This is a genomic window from Pseudomonas sp. LAIL14HWK12:I1 (assembly GCF_003202095.1).
GTDB lineage: Bacteria > Pseudomonadota > Gammaproteobacteria > Pseudomonadales > Pseudomonadaceae > Aquipseudomonas > Aquipseudomonas monteilii.
The window spans coordinates 281,120-302,420 of record NZ_QJKG01000005.1; the positions used below are offsets into that span (position 1 = coordinate 281,120).

Annotated in this window: 21 protein-coding genes; 7 read left to right on the forward strand and 14 right to left on the reverse strand. The window is 62.8% G+C overall.

The window, feature by feature from the left end; all coding sequences use genetic code 11:
• The first annotated feature begins 2 nt into the window (after window positions 1-2).
• The 3 genes from ngg to D906_RS15260 all read left to right on the forward strand — a co-directional run bounded on the left by ngg (window position 3) and on the right by D906_RS15260 (window position 3,310).
• Window positions 3-1,748 (forward strand): N-acetylglutaminylglutamine synthetase, encoded by a 1,746-nt coding sequence (gene ngg, locus D906_RS15250; protein ID WP_019096988.1) that lies wholly within the window; start codon window positions 3-5, stop codon window positions 1,746-1,748.
• Between the two features lie 67 nt (window positions 1,749-1,815).
• Window positions 1,816-3,000, forward strand: coding sequence for an osmoprotectant NAGGN system M42 family peptidase (locus tag D906_RS15255; RefSeq protein WP_019096989.1), 1,185 nt, complete (start codon window positions 1,816-1,818; stop codon window positions 2,998-3,000).
• An 82-nt stretch (window positions 3,001-3,082) separates the two neighbouring features.
• On the forward strand, window positions 3,083-3,310 hold the full coding sequence (locus tag D906_RS15260; protein WP_004575803.1) for a YheU family protein: 228 nt from the start codon (window positions 3,083-3,085) through the stop codon (window positions 3,308-3,310).
• 4 nt (window positions 3,311-3,314) lie between these two features.
• Here the strand turns inward: D906_RS15260 and csrA are convergent, their stop codons facing one another.
• Window positions 3,315-3,494 (reverse strand): carbon storage regulator CsrA, encoded by a 180-nt coding sequence (gene csrA / locus D906_RS15265; protein WP_019096990.1) that lies wholly within the window; start codon window positions 3,492-3,494, stop codon window positions 3,315-3,317.
• Between the two features lie 120 nt (window positions 3,495-3,614).
• Window positions 3,615-4,424 (reverse strand): SDR family oxidoreductase, encoded by an 810-nt coding sequence (locus D906_RS15270; RefSeq protein ID WP_019096991.1) that lies wholly within the window; start codon window positions 4,422-4,424, stop codon window positions 3,615-3,617.
• A gap of 220 nt (window positions 4,425-4,644) precedes the next feature.
• On the opposite strand from D906_RS15270, the gene D906_RS15275 reads away from it, so the two are divergent.
• The gene (locus D906_RS15275; protein ID WP_012271016.1) at window positions 4,645-4,797 is read left to right on the forward strand and encodes a DUF3309 family protein; all 153 of its coding nucleotides are present in this window, start codon (window positions 4,645-4,647) and stop codon (window positions 4,795-4,797) included.
• Here the strand turns inward: D906_RS15275 and D906_RS15280 are convergent.
• The 9 genes from D906_RS15280 to D906_RS15320 form a co-directional block, all read right to left on the reverse strand.
• Window positions 4,780-5,502, reverse strand: coding sequence for a response regulator (locus D906_RS15280; protein ID WP_019096992.1), 723 nt, complete (start codon window positions 5,500-5,502; stop codon window positions 4,780-4,782). The genes D906_RS15275 and D906_RS15280 overlap by 18 nt on opposite strands.
• 45 nt (window positions 5,503-5,547) lie before the next feature.
• Window positions 5,548-6,174, reverse strand: a complete 627-nt coding sequence (locus tag D906_RS15285) for a response regulator transcription factor (protein WP_019096993.1) — start codon at window positions 6,172-6,174, stop codon at window positions 5,548-5,550.
• Window positions 6,175-6,197: 23 nt separating this feature from the next.
• The gene (locus tag D906_RS26625) at window positions 6,198-7,394 is read right to left on the reverse strand and encodes a hypothetical protein (RefSeq protein WP_177325379.1); all 1,197 of its coding nucleotides are present in this window, start codon (window positions 7,392-7,394) and stop codon (window positions 6,198-6,200) included.
• Window positions 7,391-8,125 (reverse strand): hypothetical protein, encoded by a 735-nt coding sequence (locus D906_RS15295; protein WP_019096995.1) that lies wholly within the window; start codon window positions 8,123-8,125, stop codon window positions 7,391-7,393. Before D906_RS15295 ends, D906_RS26625 begins: the two co-directional genes overlap by 4 nt.
• A gap of 112 nt (window positions 8,126-8,237) precedes the next feature.
• Window positions 8,238-10,736, reverse strand: coding sequence for a CS1-pili formation C-terminal domain-containing protein (locus tag D906_RS15300; protein WP_027615898.1), 2,499 nt, complete (start codon window positions 10,734-10,736; stop codon window positions 8,238-8,240).
• Window positions 10,737-10,822: 86 nt separating this feature from the next.
• The gene (locus tag D906_RS15305) at window positions 10,823-11,302 is read right to left on the reverse strand and encodes a CS1 type fimbrial major subunit (protein ID WP_019096997.1); all 480 of its coding nucleotides are present in this window, start codon (window positions 11,300-11,302) and stop codon (window positions 10,823-10,825) included.
• A 194-nt stretch (window positions 11,303-11,496) separates the two neighbouring features.
• The gene (locus D906_RS15310) at window positions 11,497-13,161 is read right to left on the reverse strand and encodes a cation acetate symporter (RefSeq protein ID WP_016715536.1); all 1,665 of its coding nucleotides are present in this window, start codon (window positions 13,159-13,161) and stop codon (window positions 11,497-11,499) included.
• Window positions 13,158-13,469 carry a DUF485 domain-containing protein gene (locus D906_RS15315; protein ID WP_016715535.1) on the reverse strand — a complete coding sequence of 104 codons (312 nt, stop codon included), beginning with the start codon at window positions 13,467-13,469 and terminating at the stop codon, window positions 13,158-13,160. Before D906_RS15315 ends, D906_RS15310 begins: the two co-directional genes overlap by 4 nt.
• Before the next feature lie 242 nt (window positions 13,470-13,711).
• Window positions 13,712-14,572, reverse strand: coding sequence for a glycine betaine ABC transporter substrate-binding protein (locus D906_RS15320; protein ID WP_019096998.1), 861 nt, complete (start codon window positions 14,570-14,572; stop codon window positions 13,712-13,714).
• Window positions 14,573-14,769: 197 nt separating this feature from the next.
• Here D906_RS15320 and D906_RS15325 point away from each other — a divergent pair, with 197 nt between their 5' ends.
• Window positions 14,770-16,335 (forward strand): beta-1,6-glucan synthase, encoded by a 1,566-nt coding sequence (locus tag D906_RS15325; RefSeq protein WP_027615899.1) that lies wholly within the window; start codon window positions 14,770-14,772, stop codon window positions 16,333-16,335.
• A 76-nt stretch (window positions 16,336-16,411) separates the two neighbouring features.
• Here the strand turns inward: D906_RS15325 and D906_RS15330 are convergent, their stop codons facing one another.
• Complete coding sequence (locus D906_RS15330; RefSeq protein ID WP_016715532.1) at window positions 16,412-16,765, reverse strand: hypothetical protein; 354 nt, start codon at window positions 16,763-16,765, stop codon at window positions 16,412-16,414.
• 190 nt (window positions 16,766-16,955) lie between these two features.
• On the opposite strand from D906_RS15330, the gene D906_RS15335 reads away from it, so the two are divergent.
• Both D906_RS15335 and D906_RS15340 read left to right on the forward strand, forming a co-directional pair.
• Window positions 16,956-18,254 (forward strand): serine protein kinase PrkA, encoded by a 1,299-nt coding sequence (locus tag D906_RS15335; RefSeq protein ID WP_016715531.1) that lies wholly within the window; start codon window positions 16,956-16,958, stop codon window positions 18,252-18,254.
• Window positions 18,247-19,071 carry a VacJ family lipoprotein gene (locus D906_RS15340; protein ID WP_027609478.1) on the forward strand — a complete coding sequence of 275 codons (825 nt, stop codon included), beginning with the start codon at window positions 18,247-18,249 and terminating at the stop codon, window positions 19,069-19,071. The genes D906_RS15335 and D906_RS15340 overlap by 8 nt, the downstream gene beginning before the upstream one ends.
• 54 nt (window positions 19,072-19,125) lie before the next feature.
• On the opposite strand, the gene D906_RS15345 is transcribed toward D906_RS15340, so the two are convergent.
• Both D906_RS15345 and D906_RS15350 read right to left on the reverse strand, forming a co-directional pair.
• Entirely contained in the window at window positions 19,126-20,274 is a 1,149-nt protein-coding gene (locus tag D906_RS15345; RefSeq protein WP_025754903.1) for a patatin-like phospholipase family protein, read from the reverse strand.
• Between the two features lie 25 nt (window positions 20,275-20,299).
• On the reverse strand, window positions 20,300-21,235 hold the full coding sequence (locus tag D906_RS15350; protein ID WP_019097104.1) for a lipid A biosynthesis lauroyl acyltransferase: 936 nt from the start codon (window positions 21,233-21,235) through the stop codon (window positions 20,300-20,302).
• Between the last annotated feature and the right edge of the window lie 66 nt (window positions 21,236-21,301).

Sequence of the window (21,301 nt, forward strand, 5' to 3'; positions counted from 1 at the left end):
CGATGAAAGCCCATGAAATCGCTTACGGTCAGCGCCTGCTGCGCGGCCAGGCGCCATCCTACGAGCGCCTGCAGGCACGCCTGGCCGGCGACGGCAGCCAGCCCCACGACCAGCCACGTGCCGTGCATTGTGGCTGGGGCCGGCTGCTGATCGGCCACACCTACCCCAACCCGGTCAGTCTGGCGAATGACCTGCTGGACGAACGCCCCGGCGAACGCGATATCGCCCTGTACGTGGCCGCGCCACAGCAGTTGCTGGCCCAGGCGCCGCAACAGCTGTTTCTCGACCCGTCCGACACCTTACGCCTGTGGTTCACCGACTACCGTCCGGCGCAGCGGGTGTTCCGCGGCTTTCGCGTACGCCGGGCACAGAACCCGGCCGACTGGCAGGCCATCAACACCCTGTATCAAGCACGCGGCATGTTGCCGGTGGACGCCACGCTGCTGACCCCCCGGCACCTGGGCGGCCCGGTGTTCTGGCTAGCCGAAGACGAAGACAGCGGCGCGGTGATCGGCAGCGTCATGGGCCTGAACCACGCCAAGGCCTTCGACGACCCGGAGCACGGCAGCAGCCTGTGGTGCCTGGCAGTGGACCCGCAGTGCACCCGCCCCGGCGTGGGTGAAGTGCTGGTGCGCCACCTGATCGAGCACTTCATGAGCCGGGGCCTGGCCTACCTCGACCTGTCGGTGCTGCATGACAACCGCCAGGCCAAGCGCCTGTACCAGAAACTGGGCTTTCGCAACCTGCCCACCTTTGCGGTCAAGCGCAAGAACGGCATCAATCAGCAGCTGTTTTTGGGCCCGGGCCCTGAAGCCGAGCTGAACCCCTACGCCCGCATCATCGTTGACGAGGCCCTGCGCCGGGGTATCGACGTGCAGGTAGACGACGCCGCTGGCGGCCTGTTCACCCTGAGCCTGGGTGGGCGGCGTATTCGCTGCCGCGAATCGCTCAGTGACCTGACCAGCGCCGTGACCATGACCCTGTGCCAGGACAAACGCCTGACCCGGCACGCACTGCACAACGCCGGGCTGCAGGTGCCGGCGCAGCAGCTGGCGGGCAATGCTGACGACAACCTGGCGTTTCTCGATGAGCATGGCGCAGTGGTGGTCAAGCCGGTGGATGGCGAGCAAGGCCAGGGCGTGGCGGTAAACCTGACCTGCATCGACGACATCACCCGCGCCGTGGCGCACGCCCGCCAGTTCGACAGCCGCGTGCTGCTGGAGAGCTTTCATGCCGGGCTCGACCTGCGCATCGTGGTGATCGGCTACGAAGTGGTGGCCGCTGCCATCCGCCACCCGGCCCAGGTGCTGGGCGACGGCAGGCATAGCATCCGCCAGTTGATCGATGCCCAGAGCCGCCGTCGCCAGGCGGCAACCGCTGGTGAAAGCCGCATTCCGCTGGACGATGAAACCGAGCGCACGTTACGGGCGGCAGGCTTTGGCTATGACGACGTATTGCCCGCCGACCAGCGCCTGGCCGTGCGGCGCACCGCCAACCTGCACACCGGCGGCACCCTGGAAGACGTGACCGAACGCCTGCACCCGGTACTGGCAGACGCTGCCGTGCGCGCTGCGCGGGCACTGGAGATACCGGTGGTGGGGCTGGACTTCATGGTGCGCGATGCCGGGCAGCCGGAGTACGTGATCATCGAGGCCAACGAGCGTGCCGGGTTGGCCAACCATGAACCGCAGCCTACCGCCGAGCGTTTTATCGACCTGCTGTTTCCGCATAGCCGGCCTCTGGCGTAAAGGCTGCTGGCCTCTTCGTGGGCATGCCCGCGAAGAGGCCAGCACAGGATTAAAGGAGTCCCCGACCATGTCCGACCGACATCCCGAACCCGATCTCGAATACCTCAAACGCGTGCTGCTGGAGATGCTCGCCATCCCCAGCCCCACCGGTTTCACCGACACCATCGTGCGCTACGTGGCCGAGCGCCTGGACGAGCTGGGCATCCCCTTCGAGCTGACCCGGCGCGGCACCATCCGCGCCACGCTCAAGGGCCGGCAAACCTCCCCCGACCGTGCCGTATCCGCCCACCTGGACACCATCGGTGCCAGCGTGCGCCAGCTGCAGGACAACGGCCGCCTGGCCCTGGCACCGGTGGGTTGCTGGTCCAGCCGCTTCGCCGAAGGCAGTCGTGTCAGCGTATTCACCGATACTGGCGTATACCGTGGCAGCGTGCTGCCGCTGATGGCCAGCGGGCACGCCTTCAACACCGCCATCGACCAGATGCCGGTGAGCTGGGAGCATGTGGAAGTGCGCCTGGATGCCTATTGCGCCACCCGTGCCGATTGCGAGGCGCTGGGCGTGAGCATTGGTGACTTCGTAGCCTTCGACCCCTTGCCCGAGTTCACCGAAAGCGGCCACATCAGCGCCCGACACCTGGACGACAAGGCCGGCGTAGCCGCGCTGCTGGCGGCACTGAAGGCCGTGGTTGAAAGCGGTCAGCAACCACTGATCGACTGCCACCCACTGTTCACCATCACCGAAGAAACCGGCTCGGGAGCGGCGGGCGCCCTGCCCTGGGATGTCAGCGAGTTCGTCGGCATCGACATTGCCCCGGTAGCGCCCGGCCAAGCGTCCAGCGAGCACGCGGTGAGCGTGGCCATGCAGGATTCGTCGGGGCCTTACGACTACCACCTGTCCCGGCACCTGCTGAAACTGGCCGGCGACCACGACCTGCCGGTGCGGCGCGACCTGTTCCGCTATTACTTCAGCGACGCCCATTCAGCGGTGACCGCGGGGCACGATATTCGTACGGCGCTGGTGGCATTCGGTTGTGATGCCACCCATGGGTATGAGCGCACCCATGTCGACAGCCTGGCAGCGCTGAGCCGGTTGTTGTCGGCTTACCTGCTGAGCCCACCGGTGTTCGCCAGCGACTCGCAGCCGGCCAATGCTTCGCTCGAGCGCTTCAGCCACCAGTTGGAGCATGATGCGCAAATGGAGAGCGACACGCGGGTGCCGGCGGTGGACAGCCTGGTTGGCAATAAAGGTTGAGGACGTTTGGGGCCGCTTTGCGTCCCCAAAATATCGAATGTTTCGCGTAGCATGCCCACACCTACTTCAGACAACACCTGCCATGCTGATCCCCTACGACCAACTGCAAGCCGAAACCCTGACCCGCCTGATCGAAGACTTCGTCACCCGCGACGGCACCGACAATGGCGACGATACCCCACTGGAAACCCGGGTGCTGCGGGTACGCCAGGCATTGGCCAAGGGGCAGGCGTTCATCCTGTTCGACCTTGAGAGCCAGCAGTGCCAGTTGCTGGCCAAGCATGACGTGCCCCGTGAGCTACTGGAATAGCGGGTCAGGCCTTGCCCTGCTTCGCCGCTTTGATGCGCTTGTACACCTCGGCCCGATGCACCGGCACCTCACGCGGGGCATCGACGCCAAAGCGCACGACCCCGTCCCGGGTCTCTACCACCATTATCCGGATGTCATCACCGATCACGATGATCTCGCCTACTTCGCGCCCTATTACCAGCATGTTCCGATCCTCCTGCCAACGGGAAAACCAGAGCCTGCCTCGTAGGCATTCGGCTACTCAATAGCTCCATCACTATTCAGAAAAGCCCTACATTGCCGGGTAGCTTCTCCTACAGACCATTCATCGCGATTGGGCTTTTGCGCGCATTTTCACCGCCATTTCGGCCATCTCGTCATACAGCCGCTCAGGGGCCTGGCGTTTCAGTTGCCAGGCTTGTCGCCCTGCCTCGTGCGGCAGGATGAGAAACTCGCCAGCGGCGACCTGTTGATGGATGTAGTCGGCAATGTCCGCCGCGCTGATCGGCGAGCCTTCCAGCAACTTGCCAACCTGCGCCTTCATCGCCGGGTTCGGGCCACGGAACGAGTCCAGCAGGTTGGTCTGGAAGAACGATGGGCACACCACATGCACCGCCACCTCCAGCTGGCGCAGTTCCACCAGCAGGCTTTCCGACAGGGCCAATACACCGGCCTTGGCAACGTTGTAGTTGCTCATGCCCGGCCCCTGCATCAGCGCGGCCATCGAGGCGACGTTGATGATGCGGCCCTTGCTGCGCTCCAGCAGCGGCAAAAAGGCCTTGCAGCCCTTGACCACGCCCATCAGGTTGACCGCGATCTGCCAGTCCCAGTCTTCCAGCGACAATTCGGCGAAGAACCCGCCCGAGGCAACACCGGCATTGTTGACGATCACGTCGATGCCGCCGAACTGCTCGGTGCAGGCCTGGGCCAGGGCTGTCAGCTGGCTATAGTCACGCACGTCACAGCGCTGAACGAAGCCATCGCCGCCCGCTTCGCGGGCCAGCGCCAGGGTTTCGCGCAGGCCGGTTTCATTGACATCGGCCAGCGCCAGGCGCCAGCCCTCACGCGCCCAGCGCAGGGCGATCTCGCGGCCGAGGCCGGACCCGGCGCCGGTGATCATGATGCGGTTTTGCATGGTGGCTGGCCTTGTTCCAAGTGGTTGTGCAGCGAGTCTAATCAAGACCAGGCGCACAGGCAGGGTTCATCAGGGTAGTGAATGGGTGGGCATGACTCCATGGTCAGTTACGCCCGCCCGGCTGCACACAAATGGAATCTTTCCCGCGCGGCGCCGGTCCTTACTTACAAGAGGCCAGCCGTTAGAGGCCCTTGACCCTCAACCATGCAAGGATTCCGTCATGACCACGATTCTCATCATCATCCTGATCCTTCTGCTGATTGGTGGCTTACCGGTCTTCCCACACTCGCGTAGCTGGGGCTACGGCCCTTCGGGCATCGTGGGCGTGGTACTGGTGATTCTGCTGGTGCTCCTGTTACTCGGCATGATTTGACCGCAGGGCGTGTGAGGCCAGTTGGCGATCCAGATACAGCATCGCTTGGCGAAGTGCCTCCACGTCCCTTTTCAGGTCGACGGGTGCGAGCGTCTTGTCGCTACATTGGCGTTCCAGACGCTCGCACTGGTAAACCACCTCCCTGGCGCGGGCGATGCGCGCAGCCCCTTTGATGCGATGGGCGAGTAGGCCCAAGGCCTCAACGTTCTCCTGTAACTCGCTCAGTTGCTGAAAGTCTTGAACGTTGCTGGAGCGCAACGCTTCCAGTAACGCGTGCAGTGCTGCCTTGTCATTACCCACAAGGCGCTGCACATGTTCAATGTCGAGCACTGCAGGGCAGATCGGGGCCAACGTTTGTACCAGGCGCTTCAGGCTCAGCGGCTTCAGCAGGCAGTCATCCATCCCGGCTGCGCGGCAACGCGCCCGAACCGCGGGTGTAAACGTAGCTGTCATGCCGATAACCCGGCACTGTGGCCGGCCACTGCGCCGCTCGTGCTCACGGATGGCGCGCGCCAGGGCATACCCGTCAAGCCGGGGCATGTTGCAGTCAGTGATCACCCCATCAAAATGACCACCGAGCCACAGGCGTAGCGCCTGTGCGCCGTCTTCGGCCAGTTGAACCTGATGCCCGAGATGATCGAGCTGTTGTGACAGCAACAAGCGGTTGATCAACGCATCATCTACCACCAGTACACGCAACGACATGGATCAACGCCACCGACATGGCTTCAGCGTCACGCAAAAGCACGTTCAGATCAGTTGATTGCGGCGTGCGAAATCCGCCAGGTCAACGACCGAAGTGAGCCTGAGCTTTTCCAGCAGGCGCGTTTTGTAGGTGCTGATGGTCTTGTTGCTCAACAGCATGGTTTCACCGATGGCCTTGTTGCCATAGCCACGGGCCAGGTACAGCAGCACCGTCAATTCACGGTCGGTGAGGCTGGCAATGCACTGGGCTTCACTGGTGCGCAGGTCGCGCCTGCAAACCGAGCTCATCGCCACTTCAGGGTAGTAGGTGAAGCCCGACAGCACGGCAGCGACGGCCTTGCCCAGTTCGTCCAGGTCATCGGTCTTGGCCACATAACCTGCGGCACCGGCCTGCAGGCAACGCAGTGAGTAAGCTTCGGCCAGTTGCGAGGTCAGCACCACGACCTTGCACGCAAGGCCGCAGGCTTTGATCCGGGCGATCACTTCCAACCCGTCCAGGCCTGGCATCGCAATGTCGAGGATCACCAGGTCCGGCGCCAACTCGCGTACCAGGCGCACGGCGTCTATGCCATTGTCCGCCTGGCCAACCACCTGCACACGCTGCTGGCGCAACAGCATGCAGACGGTAGCGCGGATAAAGGGGTGGTCATCGACCACCAGGGCTGTGTGCATGGTGCCTCTCTCGTTGGTGATGCCTACAGTTCAGCATCGAAGACGACGGTTACCTGCCCGGTGTAAGTACTGCCGGGATGCTTCAGCATGTTTTGCACCTGGCTCCTGTCAACGTCGAAATGCAGCTGGCCGCGACGGTTGAGGGTCGGTGTCACAGCGTCGAACTGCAGCGCCGCCTGAGCGCCACTTGGCAGGGCAAGGCGTTCAACCTGCCCCCCAGCGTGCTGGATACCCCCTGGGAGGGTGAGTGCGACCAGTACTGGCACCTGATCATTGTGCTCGTTGCGAATCCCGCACTCGGGACCCACATCGTACTGGCAGAGCTTGTAAACCTTGAACGGGCCTGTTGACCAGGCCCTGAATGGCAGGTCGCGATTGAGCCGTTGGGGTGGCTTGCCGCCGGCCAGCCAGGCTTGCCAGCCACCTGGCGGCTCCAGCACCGCACGCTCGGAGCCTAGCGGGAACTCGAAGAGGAAAGCGTGCTGTACATCGAGCACGAAGTTTACGGTCAGGCTGTTGCCGCTCAGGGCTGTGACATCGTTGCCAAAGTCAAAGTCGCCGCCAGGGCCAATACTGTAAGTCACGCTGCCCCGGTAGGTGCCACTTGGCATCCGAAAAGGGGGGGTGATGTTCATTGCATAAGCAACGCTGGTTTCCAGTACCGAAGCAATTTCCACCCGTCCGTTCGGTGCAGCCCGACCAAAGCCCCAGCAAGGTGAAGGGGCCGACGGCTGGGTGATATCCCATAGGTAGCTGACCTTGGCGGGCCGTTCCTGACTAACACTCCCCACCGCTCTGCACCCGCCACTAAGGGTCAGATTGTAAAGCGGGTGATTATAAAAATGACTGGCAATCTGCACTCGCTGACTGAGGGCCGTCCACTCGAACGTAAGGCGTCGCGATTCGCCGGTTGTATCGTGATAGATATCGACCTCACGCTTCGCCGGCAAGCCGACATAGAAAAGATCGCGTGGATCGGCAGCGCCCTTGGTGGTTTTCTTATCGTAGGTAATGGGTAACGTTACCGTCGTGCGGGTCCTGCATGTAGCGAACCAGCTGCTGCACAATCCACCTGGCGGCGTGGTGTTGTCGAACCGCCCCGTTCCCCCTCCCAGATACTGCGCCGTTATCGTCACATCGAGTGCCAAAGCAACGGGTGGGGCAAGCCACAGTACGCCTCCCAACCAGGAACCTGCCAGCAGCTTCATCAACACTTTCATCGCTTCAATACCATGGCCGTGCGCTGGTCACCTTCGTGAAGCTCGAACTGGTGAACGTGCGCAACATCCCCCTCAAACTGGCGGCTACGCCCAGGTAGCAAGTGATGCTTGGTGGCCGGCTCGCAAGCCTCCTGCGGTGCGCGGCACTGACGAAAATGGTCAAGCACCACGGTGGCATTGCCCTCGTTGACCACGGTCAACAACCCGCCCTCCCGCCGGACCGGCGTCTGGTAGTGCGCCTGCGCAGGCCTGACGAACAGCAGCGAACCAAAACCGGCCAGCAAATTCACTCCCGCCCTGAGGCTGTCTCGATACTGTTGGGCCTGTTGCTCGTCCACGGCAAATCCGTCACCCAACTCTGGCAACACGGGCATGAAGCGCAGGCGGAAATAGCGTTCCTCGGCCCGCGAGCCGCGATACAGCAGGCGCACCACCTGCATGCCCTTGGCCGGCACGATCAACCGGGCGGGGCTGGCGACCAGGCCTCGTTGCTCCAGCGGCAGGCCTTCGGTGTCGATCTCCCGCGCTACACCAGCTTCGTCATACACCAGCTCGACGACACTGACCTTGACGAACGCCGTGCTGTCGCCGCCATTGCGCACCTTCTTGAGCAGGGTACTTTTGTTGCCGTCAAGGTAGTCATACAAACCACCGATATTCAGCTCGGGTGCGGCCGCTGCAGCCAGCGGCATGGCCAACAGTGCGATGGCCAGTATCTGGGGCACTCTCATTGCAAAGCTCCCTGGGTCCATTGGGTTAGGTTATTGCTCAGCGCAGCTAGCGGCCACGAGGAAAGCAGTAGGACGTTTCTGAAAACGCCTTCGGAAAAGCGGCTGCCGGTATTCATTGGGCTGGCTCCCGCGCCATGCCCACCGACGTCGCGTACTCAGGCAGGCAGCGCTGGTCGCCGGCCAACAGCACGTCGCCTTCACGAGGCAAAGTGGCCAGGTCCAGACGCAGCAGGCACAACGCCTGGCCGCGCAGGCGAACGTCCAGGGTGGGTGTGGTGTGGCTCATTTCCACGGCGAAAAAACCATCGGCCTCGCTGACACTGCGGCTGGCGTGATTGACCACCTGGGCGCCGCGCAGAGGTTGCCCTTGGCCATCGAGCAAACGCCCCAGCACGGTCACCGTGCGCAACACACGCAACTGGCGGTATTCGATGCCTCCACGGTTAAGGTGATAATCCATGCTCGACGGCTGGATTACCGCCGCCGTGGTATCGCCATTGTCGAAATCGAATTGCACATGCCCGGCCTTGTAAGGCGTCACTGGGATGATGTTGCGCCCAGGGTGCAAGTTGGCGCCCAGCGCATCGTCGGCACGCAACTTCAGGCCGTCGATGTCGCTGTCTACATCGACGATCAGCGCCGCCTGATGCGGCAGGTACTGGCCACTGACGGCAGCTTTGCCAGCACCGATGGCAACCAGGCTTTCCAGGTTAAGGCCACCGCTGAATTCACCGTTGTACGAGGAACGCTGCACGTAGGCATCGCCATGCAGCACTTGGCTCTCGAACTGGGTCTCGCCCTCCAGGCCTGCACCATAGCGATCGGCGCTGAGGGTGGCGCCAACGCTGCGCAGGGGCCCAAGTTCGACGTCCTGCTGATAGCCAAGCGACGTGTTGAGATCGCGGCCGCCATCGCGTGATGTGCGGCTGCCGACGCTGGCAGACACACGCCGCCCATTGCCACCCAGGCTCATGCTGAGGCTAAGGTTGACCCCTCGACTGCGTGCATCACCGGTGGCGCTGTTGCCGGGGCGGTCGAACAGCGTCAGGCGCCAGTTGGCATCGGAGCCCAGCAGCCGACCGTAGTAGGACCAACCCAGATCGACACCGGTACCGGCATCACCGCCGCTGCTGTGGGACAGGCGCACACTGGCGGTGTTGCGCGGGTCCAGCCGGTGGCTCAGCGACAAGGACGATTGCGTCTGGCGCGCCTGGAATGGCCGCGCGGCTTGGTCGTCCTGTCGATCCCGTTGCGACCGGGCCAGCCAACTGCGGCTGTGGCTGGCTACCAGCGAACCACCTTCATAGGCATGGATCAGCTGCAGATCATAGCCGTTGCCATGGCCTTGGGCCTGGAACAGGTTGCCATACAACTTGAAACGGTCACGCACGTCCCAGTCCAGCGACGTTCCATACTGCAGGGCATCGTCGATGCGTTGGGCAGACAAGCCGAGGATTGCGCGCGGGTGCAGCAGGTAATTGGCCAGCACTCCGGCGGCGAGGGTATCGTCCTTGTCATGCTGCCAGTTGCTGAACTGGCGAATCTGCTGCCCGAGGTACAGGTTATAGCGCCAAGGGGCATCCGTGCTGCGCCAGTTGCCTGGCTTGTAGATGAATGCCTGGCTGCGCGAGCTTTCCTGGCCATCCTCGACCAGGCGCACCTCGACTTCATAGATGCCGCCTGGCAGCACTTTAGTGTCGAGTGTCTGCAAACCGGGCTGCACGGGCTGGCTGTTGATCAGCACGCCGTTGCGATAGATTTCGGCGATTGCCGGGCGGTTGGGGGTGACATAGATCGGCGTGGCACTGGGCGCGGCGCTGTCGATCAGCAAGCTGTCGCTGCTGCCGAACATCACCCCCACGGTGGTGTCTGGGCTGGCTCCCATCAGCCTGGGCTGGCGCGTCAGCCCTTGGGCGCCGGGGGCGAAGTACCCCAGGCGGTAGAAATGGTCCTCTACCAGGCGTTCACCATAGAGTTGGTCGACCCGGTAGCGGGTGCCCTGGCGGTTGTCACTGCCACGGTCGAGTTGGCCTTCGGCCAAGGCGGTCCATTGCCCGACACTGCCCTGCCCCTGCAAGGCGTATCGGCCACTGGTTGCCTGGCCATCATTCAGCAGGTTGAGCTGGTTGCGCAGCAGCAGGCCATGGCTGCCCTGTTCTGGCAGGCGGTGATAGCGCTCAGCGGTGCCGGACACTTCGGCCTGGTCGGTCAGCAAAGACAACTGCGAATTGACCAGGCTGTAATGCACGGCACGCAAGCCGTCAGGGCAGTCTCCCCGGCAATCCCCCAGGTATCGAGGATTGGCCAGCCGCTCCCGCCAGCGGCGGCGCAGGCTTTCGGGCTCGCGGCTTTCGAGGGTGTCGGTGAATTCAAGTAGCTGCACACGCTGATCGCGGTCGAGGACTACCATAGCGTCGCCCAAGTAGCGGCCATCCAAGTCGACCCGAACGGCCAATGGCACGTCGAAGAAATGCGCCTCGAATTCCTTCGGCAATCCTTCGGCCGCACCCAAGTTAGCACTCACTGCCGGGCCTGTTACGGACCATAGCGCAAGGGTGGCGGCCAGCGTCAGCCAGCAGCGTGTGGCAGCGATGAAAGAGTGATCGGTCATGGGCATCGCTTGCAGGCAAGACCTGCCCGCCCCTCGCTAGAAGCGAAGGCCGGTGCAGGAAACGTTGATGAACGCTGGGGGCGGAATCAGGGCGCAGCGGTTTCGAAGATCATGCTCACCAAGCCTTGATAGTTGCCTGGCTCATACCCGGTCGAGGGGGCCGCCTGGGCCGCGACGTTGAAACCGACGGTGGCGCCCGAGGCCGCTTGCGCAGCGCTGACGACCTCAGCTGGCGTTGTCTTCAGGACGGTATCGCCCACTGTCACGTCCAGGCCGATGTTGTGGGTACCGCTGGCGATCACTGCCGGCGATACCAGGTAGGCAGTGATCGGGCCGACGGTGCTCTTGACCTGCAGTTCCTTGCGGATCGGGTCGAGTTTTTGCTGATAGGAGTTCCAGACCATTTCTTGCGGATCGTTCATCCAGTTGCCGCCGACTGGCTCGACGAAGAAGGCATCGGTCGGCACCTGCGCGACGATTTGCACTTGCTTCTCGATAGGGTCAACGGCAAAGGCGGCACCGGCAAACAGCAGGGTCAGGGGCAGGGCAAGCAGCGAACGTTTCACGGGGGGCTATCTCCTTGATAAGGTAATGCCTACCGGACTTTTCCGGTGAGCAAGGAGATTGTTCAACTTTGCAGCTCGCCGCTAACTAGGACCGTTCCGAACGGGCTTCGGAAATTTCCCAACGACTTGAAAGACGATCAGCCAGAAACGACAACGCCCCGACTGGCGGGGCGTTGTGTATCAGCGTTCAAGCGTTAGTGAGACACCGCCCCACTGGCACCCAGGCCCGTTTGCGAACGCACGAACTGCGGGTAGAACAGCGCACGTTCGTCGTCAGCCGCCTTGGACTTGTCGGTGACCGAGAAGAACCAGATGCTGACGAAGGCAATGGCCATCGAGAACAGCGCCGGGTACTCGTACGGGTAGATGGCTTTCTCGTGGCCGAGGATCTGCACCCAGATGGTCGGGCCGAGGATCATCAGCGTCACCGCACTCACCAGGCCCAGCCAGCCGCCAATCATGGCGCCGCGAGTGGTGAGCTTTTTCCAGTACATCGAAAGCAGTAGCACCGGGAAGTTGCAGCTGGCCGCGATGGAGAACGCCAGGCCCACCATGAAGGCGATGTTCTGCTTCTCGAACAGGATACCCAGGCCGATCGCCAGCACGCCCAGGGCGACGGTGGTGATCTTCGATACGCGGATCTCGTCCTTGTCGTTGGCCTTGCCCTTGCGCCATACGCTGGCGTAAAGGTCGTGGGACACCGCCGAGGCACCGGCCAGGGTCAGGCCGGCAACCACCGCCAGGATGGTGGCGAAGGCGACCGCCGAAATGAAGCCCAGGAACACGCTGCCACCCACGGCATTGGCCAGGTGCACCGCCGCCATGTTGTTACCACCCAGCAGGGCGCCAGCGGCGTCCTTGAAGTCTGGGTTGGTGCTGACCAGCAGGATGGCGCCAAAGCCGATGATGAAGGTGAGGATGTAGAAGTAGCCGATGAAGCCAGTGGCGTACAGCACGCTCTTGCGGGCTTCCTTGGCGTCACTGACGGTGAAGAAGCGCATCAGGATGTGCGGCAGGCCTGCGGTACCGAACATCAGCGCCAGGCCCAGCGAGAACGCCGAGATCGGGTCTTTGACCAGGCCACCCGGGCTCATGATCGCTTCGCCCTTGGCGTGTACCTTGATGGCTTCGGAGAACAGGGTGTTGAAGTCGAAGCCCACGTGTTTCATGACCATCAGCGCCATGAAGCTGGCACCGGACAGCAGCAGCACGGCCTTGATGATCTGTACCCAGGTGGTGGCCAGCATGCCGCCGAACAGCACGTACAGGCACATCAGGATACCCACCAGGATAACCGCCACGTGGTAGTCCAGGCCGAACAGCAGCTCGATCAGCTTGCCGGCACCGACCATCTGGGCGATCAGGTAGAACGCCACCACCACCAGCGAACCGGACGCCGACAGGGTGCGGATTTCCTTTTGCCCGAGGCGGTACGAGGCCACGTCGGCGAAGGTGTACTTGCCCAGGTTGCGCAGGCGTTCGGCAATCAGGAAGAGGATGATCGGCCAGCCGACCAGGAAACCGATGGAGTAGATCAGGCCATCGTAGCCAGAGGTGAACACCAGCGCGGAAATACCCAGGAACGAGGCGGCCGACATGTAGTCGCCGGCAATTGCCAGGCCGTTCTGGAAGCCAGTGATCTTGCCGCCGGCAGCGTAGTAGTCCGACGCTGACTTGTTGCGCTTGGACGCCCAGTAGGTGATGCCGAGGGTGAAGGCGACAAAGGCCACGAACATGGCAATGGCGGAAACGTTCAGCGGTTGTTTCTGCACCTCGCCGGTCAGGGCATCGGCAGCCCACACGGCGGGTGCGAAGGCTCCGCAGGCCAGTACGGCCAGGGTTTTGGCGTGGCGAATCATTGTTGCGCCTCCTTCAGGATGGCCTTGTTCAGCTCATCGAATTCGCCGTTGGCGCGGCGTACGTAGATGGCGGTCAGGACGAATGCCGAAACGATCAGGCCGACGCCCAGGGGAATGCCCCAGGTAATCGACGACTCAGGGCTGAGCTTGGCGCCCAGTACTTGAGGACCGTAGGCAATCAGGAGGATGAAGGCGCAGTAAAGGCCGAGCATGATCGCCGAGAGAATCCAGGCGAACCGTTCGCGTTTGGTGACCAGCTCCTTGAAACGGGGGCTGTTTTGTATCGAGAGGTAAATGCTGTCGTTCATTGTTTTTGTCCTAGCAGCACAGGTAGGGGATGAAACCCACGCCCTTACTTTATGCGGCTGTTGGACGGCAACCAGACGACCTTAGTCTTAGATGCAACGGTGTTTTACCGGATTTGAAACAAAGAGCTGAATGGGTGAGGGCTGAAAGGTGCTTGCCGTTGCTCTTTCAGCGCCTGCAAGATCGAGCGCCGCCCGCGCGGCGCTCGATCTCACAGGCGCTGAAAGTACAACGCCAAGCGCATTTACTTGCCAGTCCACTCCTTCACGCGATCAGGGTGCTTGGCCACCCAATCCTTGGCCGCTGCTTCAGGCTTGGCCCCTTCCTGGATCGCCAGCATCACCTCGCCAATCTCGTCTTTGGACTGCCAGTTGAACTTCTTCAGGAACTCCGCCACTTCCGGCGCCTTGGTCGCCAGTTCCTTGCTGCCGATGCTGTTCACGGTTTCCGCCGCGCCATACACGCCTTTCGGGTCTTCGAGGAACTTCAGCTTCCACTTGGCGAACATCCAGTGCGGTACCCAGCCAGTGACCGCAATCGACTGCTGCTTGGCATAGGCACGGCCCAGCTCTGCGGTCATGGCCGCGCCGGAGCTTGCCTGCAGCTTGTAGCCAGTCAGGTCGTAGTCCTTGATGGCCTGGTCGGTCTTGAGCATTACGCCGGAGCCGGCGTCGATGCCGACAATCTTCTGCTTGAAGCTGCTGTCGGTCTTGAGGTCGGCAATGCTCACCGCCTTGACGTACTCGGGCACGATCAGGCCGATCTTGGCGTCCTTGAAGTTAGGGCCGTAGTCGACCACGTTGTCCTTGTTCTTGGCCCAGTACTCGCCATGGGTGACGGGCAACCAGGCCGACAACATGGCATCGAGCTTGCCGGTTGCCACACCCTGCCACATGATGCCCGTGGCCACGGCCTGCAACTTCACGTCGTAGCCGAGCTTCTGCTTGATCACTTCTGCAGCCACGTTGGTGGTGGCCACGCTGTCGGCCCACCCATCCACGTAACCGATGCTTACTTCTTTGGCCATTGCCTGTGCAGCGCTCATGGCCATTACCAGGGCGGTGCCCACACCCAGTAAACGTCGCATTCTTTTTATCGCAGCCATCAAAGCATCCCCTCGTCAGGTCTAGGAGATTGCATCATCTGCCTGCAACACCGGGCGACCTGATCCAGCTGCGACCTGTACCCGCCCCATATGCGACAGCACTGTGCCATTAGCGCCATCGGCTTACGCCGACCTGCGCGATCCTTGCATGCCAAAGCTTTGGCGCCGGGCTACTATCTACCCTTTTGCGCCTGACGATGGACCGCCCGATGCCCAGCTCTGCCCGCCTGCTGTTGCCGTTGTACCTGCTTGCCTGCCTGTTGGCCCTGCTCGGGCTTGCAGGGCTCTGGTACGTGCTTGGCAAGCCGGTTCACCTGCCGGATGCGGCCAGCCCGTCGCACAAGTTGCAATGCGCGTCCTACACGCCGTTCGACAAGGACCAATCGCCCTACGACCAGCCGTTTCGCCTGCGCCCGGCGCGGATGGACGCCGACCTTGCTTTGCTGGCTGAGCGATTCCAGTGCATCCGTACCTATTCCATGACCGGTCTTGAGGCAATCCCCGCGCTGGCGCGCAAGCATGGCCTGAAAGTGATGCTCGGTGCCTGGGTTAACGCCCACCCGGCCGATACCGACAGGGAAATCGACCTGCTGATTGCCACTGCCAACGCCAACCCGGATGTGGTCAGCGCGGTGATCGTCGGCAACGAAACCTTGCTGCGCAAAGAGGTGACCGGCGCACACCTGGCCACGCTGATCGCCCGTGTGAAGAGCCAGGTGAAGGTGCCGGTGACCTACGCAGATGTATGGGAGTTCTGGCTGCAGCACCCGCAGGTAGCGCCGCAGGTGGACTTCTTGACTATCCACCTCTTGCCCTACTGGGAAGACGACCCTCGCGGTATCGACGAAGCCTTGGCCCATGTGGCCGATGTGCGCAGGGTGTTCGGCACACGCTTCGCACCCAAAGACATCCTGATCGGCGAAACCGGCTGGCCCAGCGAAGGCCGCCAGCGCGAAACCGCAGTGCCCAGCCGGGTCAACGAGGCGCGTTTCATTCGCGGTTTTGTGGCCATGGCTGAGAGCAACGGCTGGCGCTACAACCTGATCGAAGCATTCGACCAACCCTGGAAACGTGCCAACGAGGGGGCCGTCGGCGGTTACTGGGGGCTTTACGATGCAGGCCGGCAGGACAAGGGCGTGCTGGAGGGGCCGGTGAGCAACCTGCATTACTGGCCGCAGTGGTTGCTGGCCAGTGCATTGTCGATGCTGGCCATGCTGTTACTTGCCGGGCGCCCCGCAACGGTTCAGGCAGCCTTGCTGCTGCCATTGCTGGCGGCGTTTGGCACCGGATGCCTGGGGTTGTGGGGTGAGCTGATGCGCACCCATGCGCGCTTTGCCGGGGAGTGGGTATGGACGGTGGCGCTGGCCGGGTTGAACCTGCTGGTGCTGGCCCACGCGCTGCTGGCCTTGGCGCAGCGGGCCGGTTGGCGCGAGCGCCTGTTCGCCTGGCTGCAGGCACGGGCAGGCTGGCTGTTGCTGGCGGCGGGCTTCGCCGCAGCGGTGAGCATGCTGGCGATGGTGTTCGACCCTCGCTACCGCAGCTTCCCCAGTGCGGCGCTGGCGTTGCCGGCGCTGGTGTATGTGCTGTGGCCGGTGCGGGCACGGCGGGCAGAGGTGGCGTTGCTGGCGTTCATTGTCGGGGCCGGGGTGGCGCCGCAGTTGTTCGTGGAAGGGCTGGAGAACCAGCAGGCTTGGGGTTGGGCGGTGGTGAGCGTGCTAATGACCGCGGCTTTGTGGCGCAGCTTGCGGCTGCGTCCGGCTTGATTGTTGAGGGGGCGCGCAGATCGAGCGCCGCCCCAACCCCAGTACCCAAGGCATGCACCTTTGAGCCCCACCGCAATTACCGAACCAACCGCAACCCCGCCAGGACCAGCGCAAACACCGCAATGCTGGCGGTATACAGCACCAGCGCTGGTACCGCAAAAACCAAGGCCAGCACCGCCAGCCACCCGCCGGTGCGGCCGGTCACCACCTGCGCCAACAGCGCAAGGCCCAGCCCAGACCAGGCCATCACCTGATGGTGAATGCCCAACCCCAACAACGACCGGACCTCACACTGCCAGTACGCCGCGGGTGTCGTGCACAACCCCACCCACTGCCCGTCCTCCATCAAGCCGTAACGCACGCCATAACTGGCTGCAAGCCACAGCCCAAGAAACAGCACAAGCAGCGCAGCCGGCAGCGTACGAGACATCCCGTTCTCCAATAGCGGTAATCGAAAGCATCCATGATCGCTTATGCCCCGATGTAAGGCAAAATCACAACCCTGCAGCTATGTTGCAGATAACAGGCACACCAAAGGCCACCGCGCCAGGCAACTTTGCCCGCGTTGATGTGGTCCTAGCCTGCACACCGCTCGACCTTGCGTTCTTTTGGGGGACTACATGCTTCGATCTTTGCGCCTCGCTGCCCTGCTCGGCAGCCTGCTCATGGCTGCGGCCGCTTCGGCGCGGGATATCGACGCCGCCAGCTACGGCTTCCCTTTGACCAACCCGTTCGAGGCCACCATCGCCACCACGCCGCCGGACCAGCGCCCTACCCTGCCCAGCGACGACGAAATCAACCAGTCCGACTACAGCCTCAACCTGCGCCCGGAGCGCGAGTTCACCCTGCCCGACAACTTCTGGGCAGTGAAAAAACTCAAGTACCGCCTGGCCCGCCAGGACCGCGAGGCGCCGCTGATCTTCATCATCGCGGGCACCGGCGCACCGTACACCAGCAGCATCAACGAATACCTGAAAAAGCTGTTCTACCAGGCCGGTTTCCACGTAGTGCAATTGTCGTCGCCCACCAGCTACGACTTCATGAGCGCCGCTTCGCGCTTTGCCACCCCCGGTGTCAGCAAGGACGACGCCGAAGACATGTACCGGGTGATGCAAGCCGTGCGCGCGCAGCACCCGCGCCTGCCAGTCAGTGACTTCTACCTCACCGGCTATAGCCTGGGTGCGCTGGATGCGGCCTTCGTCAGCCACCTGGACGAAACCCGCCGCAGCTTCAACTTCAAGCGCGTGCTGCTGTTGAACCCACCGGTCAACCTGTACACCTCGATCAACAACCTGGACAAGCTGGTGCAAACCCAGGTCAAGGGCATCGACCGCAGCACCACCTTCTACGAGCTGATGTTGCAGAAGCTCACGCGCTACTTCCAGGACAAGGGCTACATCGACCTCAATGACGCCCTGCTGTACGACTTCCAGCAGTCGCGCCAGCACTTGTCCAATGAACAGATGGCCATGCTGATCGGCACCTCGTTCCGCTTCTCGGCGGCCGACATTGCCTTTACCTCCGACCTGATCAACCGCCGCGGCCTGATCATTCCGCCGAAGTTCCCGATCACCGAGGGCAGTAGCCTCACGCCGTTCTTCAAACGTGCCCTGCAGTGCGACTTCGACTGCTACATGACCGAGCAGGTGATCCCCATGTGGCGCGCCCGCACCGACGGCAACAGCATCCTGCAACTGGTCAATCAGGTAAGCCTGTATGCCCTGGAAGACTACCTGCGCAGCAGCGACAAGATTGCCGTGATGCACAACGCTGACGACGTCATCCTTGGCCCCGGCGATATCGGCTTCCTGCGCAAGGTGTTTGGTGACCGGCTGACCCTTTATCCCCATGGCGGCCATTGCGGCAACCTCAATTACCGCGTCAACAGTGACGCCATGCTGGAGTTCTTCCGTGGTTAACAAACTCCTCTTCGCCACTGCCCTGCTTGCCGCCGGCCACGCGCTGGCCGCCGAAACCGCCCCACGGGCCAGCGTGGTCGAAGCCGACCCTCAGGTGACTGCCACACCGCTGGCGCCCGAAGCAGACGGCTTTCTCGACCCGCTGCGCGAGTTGAAATTCAACCCCGGGCTGGACCAGCGCGAGTTTGAGCGCTCTACCCTGGAGGCGCTGAACGTGTACGACCCGCTGGAGTCGATCAACCGGCGCATCTACCACTTCAACTACCGCCTGGACCAATGGGTGCTGCTGCCGCTGGTGAGTGGCTACCAGTACGTCACCCCGCGCTTCGTGCGTACCGGGGTGAGCAACTTCTTCAACAACATCGGTGATGTGCCGAACCTGTTCAACAGCGTACTGCAGCTGAAAGCCAAGCGTTCGGCGGAGATCACGGCGCGGCTGATGTTCAACACCATCATTGGTGTGGGTGGGCTATGGGACCCGGCGACCAGCATGGGCCTGCCGCGCCAGAGCGAAGACTTCGGCCAGACCCTGGGGTTCTATGGTGTGCCAGACGGGCCGTACCTGATGCTGCCGGTGCTGGGGCCATCGAACCTGCGCGATACCACCGGGCTGGTGGTTGACTATGCGGGCGAGCAGGCCATCAACTACCTGAATATGGCCGAAGCCAGCACCGACCACCCGGAAATCTTTGCCTTGCAGGTGGTGGACAAGCGCTATACCACCAAATTCCGCTATGGGCAGCTGAACTCGCCGTTCGAGTATGAAAAGGTGCGGTATGTGTATACCCAGGCGCGCAAGTTGCAGATAGCCGAGTAAACCTGTGCCGGCCCTTTCGCGGGTTCACTTGCGAAAGGGCCAGTGCAGGCAACATCAAACCCCCAGGAACTGACACAACTCCCGCTTCTTGGCCAGAGCATCCCGCCGCCCCAGCTCGATCAGCTCACTGCAATAGCTCGCCTCGAACAGCAAATAGCTCAACACCCCCGCCCCGCTGGTCCGCGTCGCCCCCGGCCCACGCAGGAACAAGCGCAACGCCGCCGGCAGCTCACGCCGGTGCCGCGCGGCAATCTCGTCCAGCGGCTGGCTGGGCGCCACCACCAGTACATCGATCGGCGCCAGCCCCAGGCGACGGGCGTCCAGGTGCGCCGGCAACAGCCGGCTGAGGTGGTTGAGCCGCTGCAGCAGTTCGATATCGTCTTCCAGGCTATCAATGAACGTGCTGTTGAGCATGTGCCCGCCAATCTGTGCCAGGCTCGGCTGCTGCCCGCTGAACACCCGCTGGGTCGGCAACGGTGGTGCTGGCCGCTGCGGGTTGCCGCTGACCCCGACCACCAGCACCCGGCTGGCGCCCAGGTGCAAGGCCGGGCTGATAGGCGCCGACTGGCGTACTGCGCCGTCGCCGTAAAACTCGTCGCCCAGTTGCACCGGGGCAAACAGCAGCGGAATTGCCGCGCTGGCCAGCAGGTGGTCGATGGTCAGCTGCGTGGGTAGGCCGATGCGGCGATGGCGCAGCCAGGCCTCGATGCTGCCACGGCCCTGGTAGAAGGTGACCGCCTGACCAGACTCGTAGCCAAAGGCCGTGATTGCCACGGCGCGCAACTGCCCGGCGACCAGGGAATGGCCAATGCCGTCCAGGTTCAGGTGTGCTTCCAGCAAGCCTCGCAATGGACTGCTGTCCAGCAGCGCCACGGGTGCCGGGCCACCAATACCTAGCAGGTTGTGGCCAACGAAGCGACTGGCCTGGCGCACCACGCCGGGCCAGTCGCTGCGAATGACCTGGTGGCTGCGAAAGTTCTGCCAGAAGGTGGTAAGCCGTTGCACCGCATCGTTGAAGTGAGTGGCACCGCTGGCCAGGGTAACCGCGTTGATGGCCCCGGCAGACGTGCCGACGATGACCGGAAAGGGGTTGTGCGCACCGGCAGGCAGCAACTCGGCGATGCCGGCCAGTACGCCGACCTGATAGGCAGCGCGGGCGCCACCGCCAGAAAGGATAAGACCGGTTACCGGAGGTGGGGCCATGGCATCCTTCCTGGTTCAGCTGTTTTCAGCGCTTTTTCTTGTCATACAACCGCGGCGCACCCTCAGGCCGCGACTTGAACCGGCGGTGCGCCCACAAGTATTGCTCAGGGCACTCGCGCAACACACTTTCAACCCACTGGTTGATGCGCAGGCAATCAGCCTCTTCACTCTCGCCAGGGAAGTCTTCCAATGGCGGGTGGATCACCAGCCGATAGCCGCTGCCATCCTCCAGGCGCCTCTGGGTGAACGGAATCACCTGCGCCTTGCCCAGCCGGGCAAACTTGGTAGTGGCGGTTACCGTCGCTGCCGGGATACCGAACAGCGGCACGAAAATGCTTTGCTTGGCGCCGTAGTCCTGGTCCGGTGCGTACCAGATCGCGCGGCCCGAACGCAGCAGCTTGAGCATGCCGCGCACGTCCTCGCGCTCCACCGCCAGCGAGTCGAGGTTATGCCGCTCACGCCCACTGCGCTGGATGAAGTCGAACAGCGCATTGCCATGTTCGCGGTACATACCGTCGATGGTGTGCTGCTGGCCTAGCAGCGCCGCGCCGATTTCCAGCGTGGTGAAGTGCACCGCCATCAGAATGGCGCCCTGCCCCGCCTGCTGGGCGGCCTGCAAATGCTCCAGCCCTTCGACATGGGCCAGGCGCGCCAGCCTGGCCTTGGGCCACCACCAGCTCATGGCCATTTCGAAGAAGGCGATACCGGTGGACGCAAAATTGGCCTTGAGCAAACGCTGCCGTTCGTCGACCGACAGCTCCGGGAAACACAGCTCCAGGTTGCGTGCGGCAATGCGCCGACGCTCACCGGCAAAGTGATACATCACGGCACCCAACCCGGCACCGATTTTCAACAGCACCCGGTACGGCAACTGGACCACCAGCCACAGCAGGCCCAGGCCCAGCCACAGGCCCCAGAACTTGGGGTGAAGGTAATAGGGACGAAAACGCGGGCGTTCCATTGAAGCATCCGGAAAGACAAAGGCCGCGCATTCTACAACGGATCAGTGCATGTTGCGGGCAACCGG

Excerpts from the sequence above, each read along its gene's own strand:
- D906_RS15315 (WP_016715535.1), bottom strand. The coding sequence starts at position 13,469 with ATGAACGACAGCATTTACCTCTCGATACAAAACAGCCCCCGTTTCAAG.
- D906_RS15270 (WP_019096991.1), bottom strand. The coding sequence starts at position 4,424 with ATGCAAAACCGCATCATGATCACCGGCGCCGGGTCCGGCCTCGGCCGC.
- D906_RS15325 (WP_027615899.1), top strand. The coding sequence starts at position 14,770 with ATGGACCGCCCGATGCCCAGCTCTGCCCGCCTGCTGTTGCCGTTGTAC.
- ngg (WP_019096988.1), top strand. The coding sequence starts at position 3 with ATGAAAGCCCATGAAATCGCTTACGGTCAGCGCCTGCTGCGCGGCCAG.
- csrA (WP_019096990.1), bottom strand. The coding sequence starts at position 3,494 with ATGCTGGTAATAGGGCGCGAAGTAGGCGAGATCATCGTGATCGGTGAT.
- D906_RS15330 (WP_016715532.1), bottom strand. The coding sequence starts at position 16,765 with ATGTCTCGTACGCTGCCGGCTGCGCTGCTTGTGCTGTTTCTTGGGCTG.
- D906_RS15310 (WP_016715536.1), bottom strand. The coding sequence starts at position 13,161 with ATGATTCGCCACGCCAAAACCCTGGCCGTACTGGCCTGCGGAGCCTTC.
- D906_RS15280 (WP_019096992.1), bottom strand. The coding sequence starts at position 5,502 with ATGTCGTTGCGTGTACTGGTGGTAGATGATGCGTTGATCAACCGCTTG.
- D906_RS26625 (WP_177325379.1), bottom strand. The coding sequence starts at position 7,394 with ATGAAAGTGTTGATGAAGCTGCTGGCAGGTTCCTGGTTGGGAGGCGTA.
- D906_RS15345 (WP_025754903.1), bottom strand. The coding sequence starts at position 20,274 with ATGGCCCCACCTCCGGTAACCGGTCTTATCCTTTCTGGCGGTGGCGCC.
- D906_RS15260 (WP_004575803.1), top strand. The coding sequence starts at position 3,083 with ATGCTGATCCCCTACGACCAACTGCAAGCCGAAACCCTGACCCGCCTG.
- D906_RS15255 (WP_019096989.1), top strand. The coding sequence starts at position 1,816 with ATGTCCGACCGACATCCCGAACCCGATCTCGAATACCTCAAACGCGTG.
- D906_RS15275 (WP_012271016.1), top strand. The coding sequence starts at position 4,645 with ATGACCACGATTCTCATCATCATCCTGATCCTTCTGCTGATTGGTGGC.
- D906_RS15350 (WP_019097104.1), bottom strand. The coding sequence starts at position 21,235 with ATGGAACGCCCGCGTTTTCGTCCCTATTACCTTCACCCCAAGTTCTGG.
- D906_RS15320 (WP_019096998.1), bottom strand. The coding sequence starts at position 14,572 with ATGGCTGCGATAAAAAGAATGCGACGTTTACTGGGTGTGGGCACCGCC.
- D906_RS15285 (WP_019096993.1), bottom strand. The coding sequence starts at position 6,174 with ATGCACACAGCCCTGGTGGTCGATGACCACCCCTTTATCCGCGCTACC.
- D906_RS15300 (WP_027615898.1), bottom strand. The coding sequence starts at position 10,736 with ATGACCGATCACTCTTTCATCGCTGCCACACGCTGCTGGCTGACGCTG.
- D906_RS15295 (WP_019096995.1), bottom strand. The coding sequence starts at position 8,125 with ATGAGAGTGCCCCAGATACTGGCCATCGCACTGTTGGCCATGCCGCTG.
- D906_RS15335 (WP_016715531.1), top strand. The coding sequence starts at position 16,956 with ATGCTTCGATCTTTGCGCCTCGCTGCCCTGCTCGGCAGCCTGCTCATG.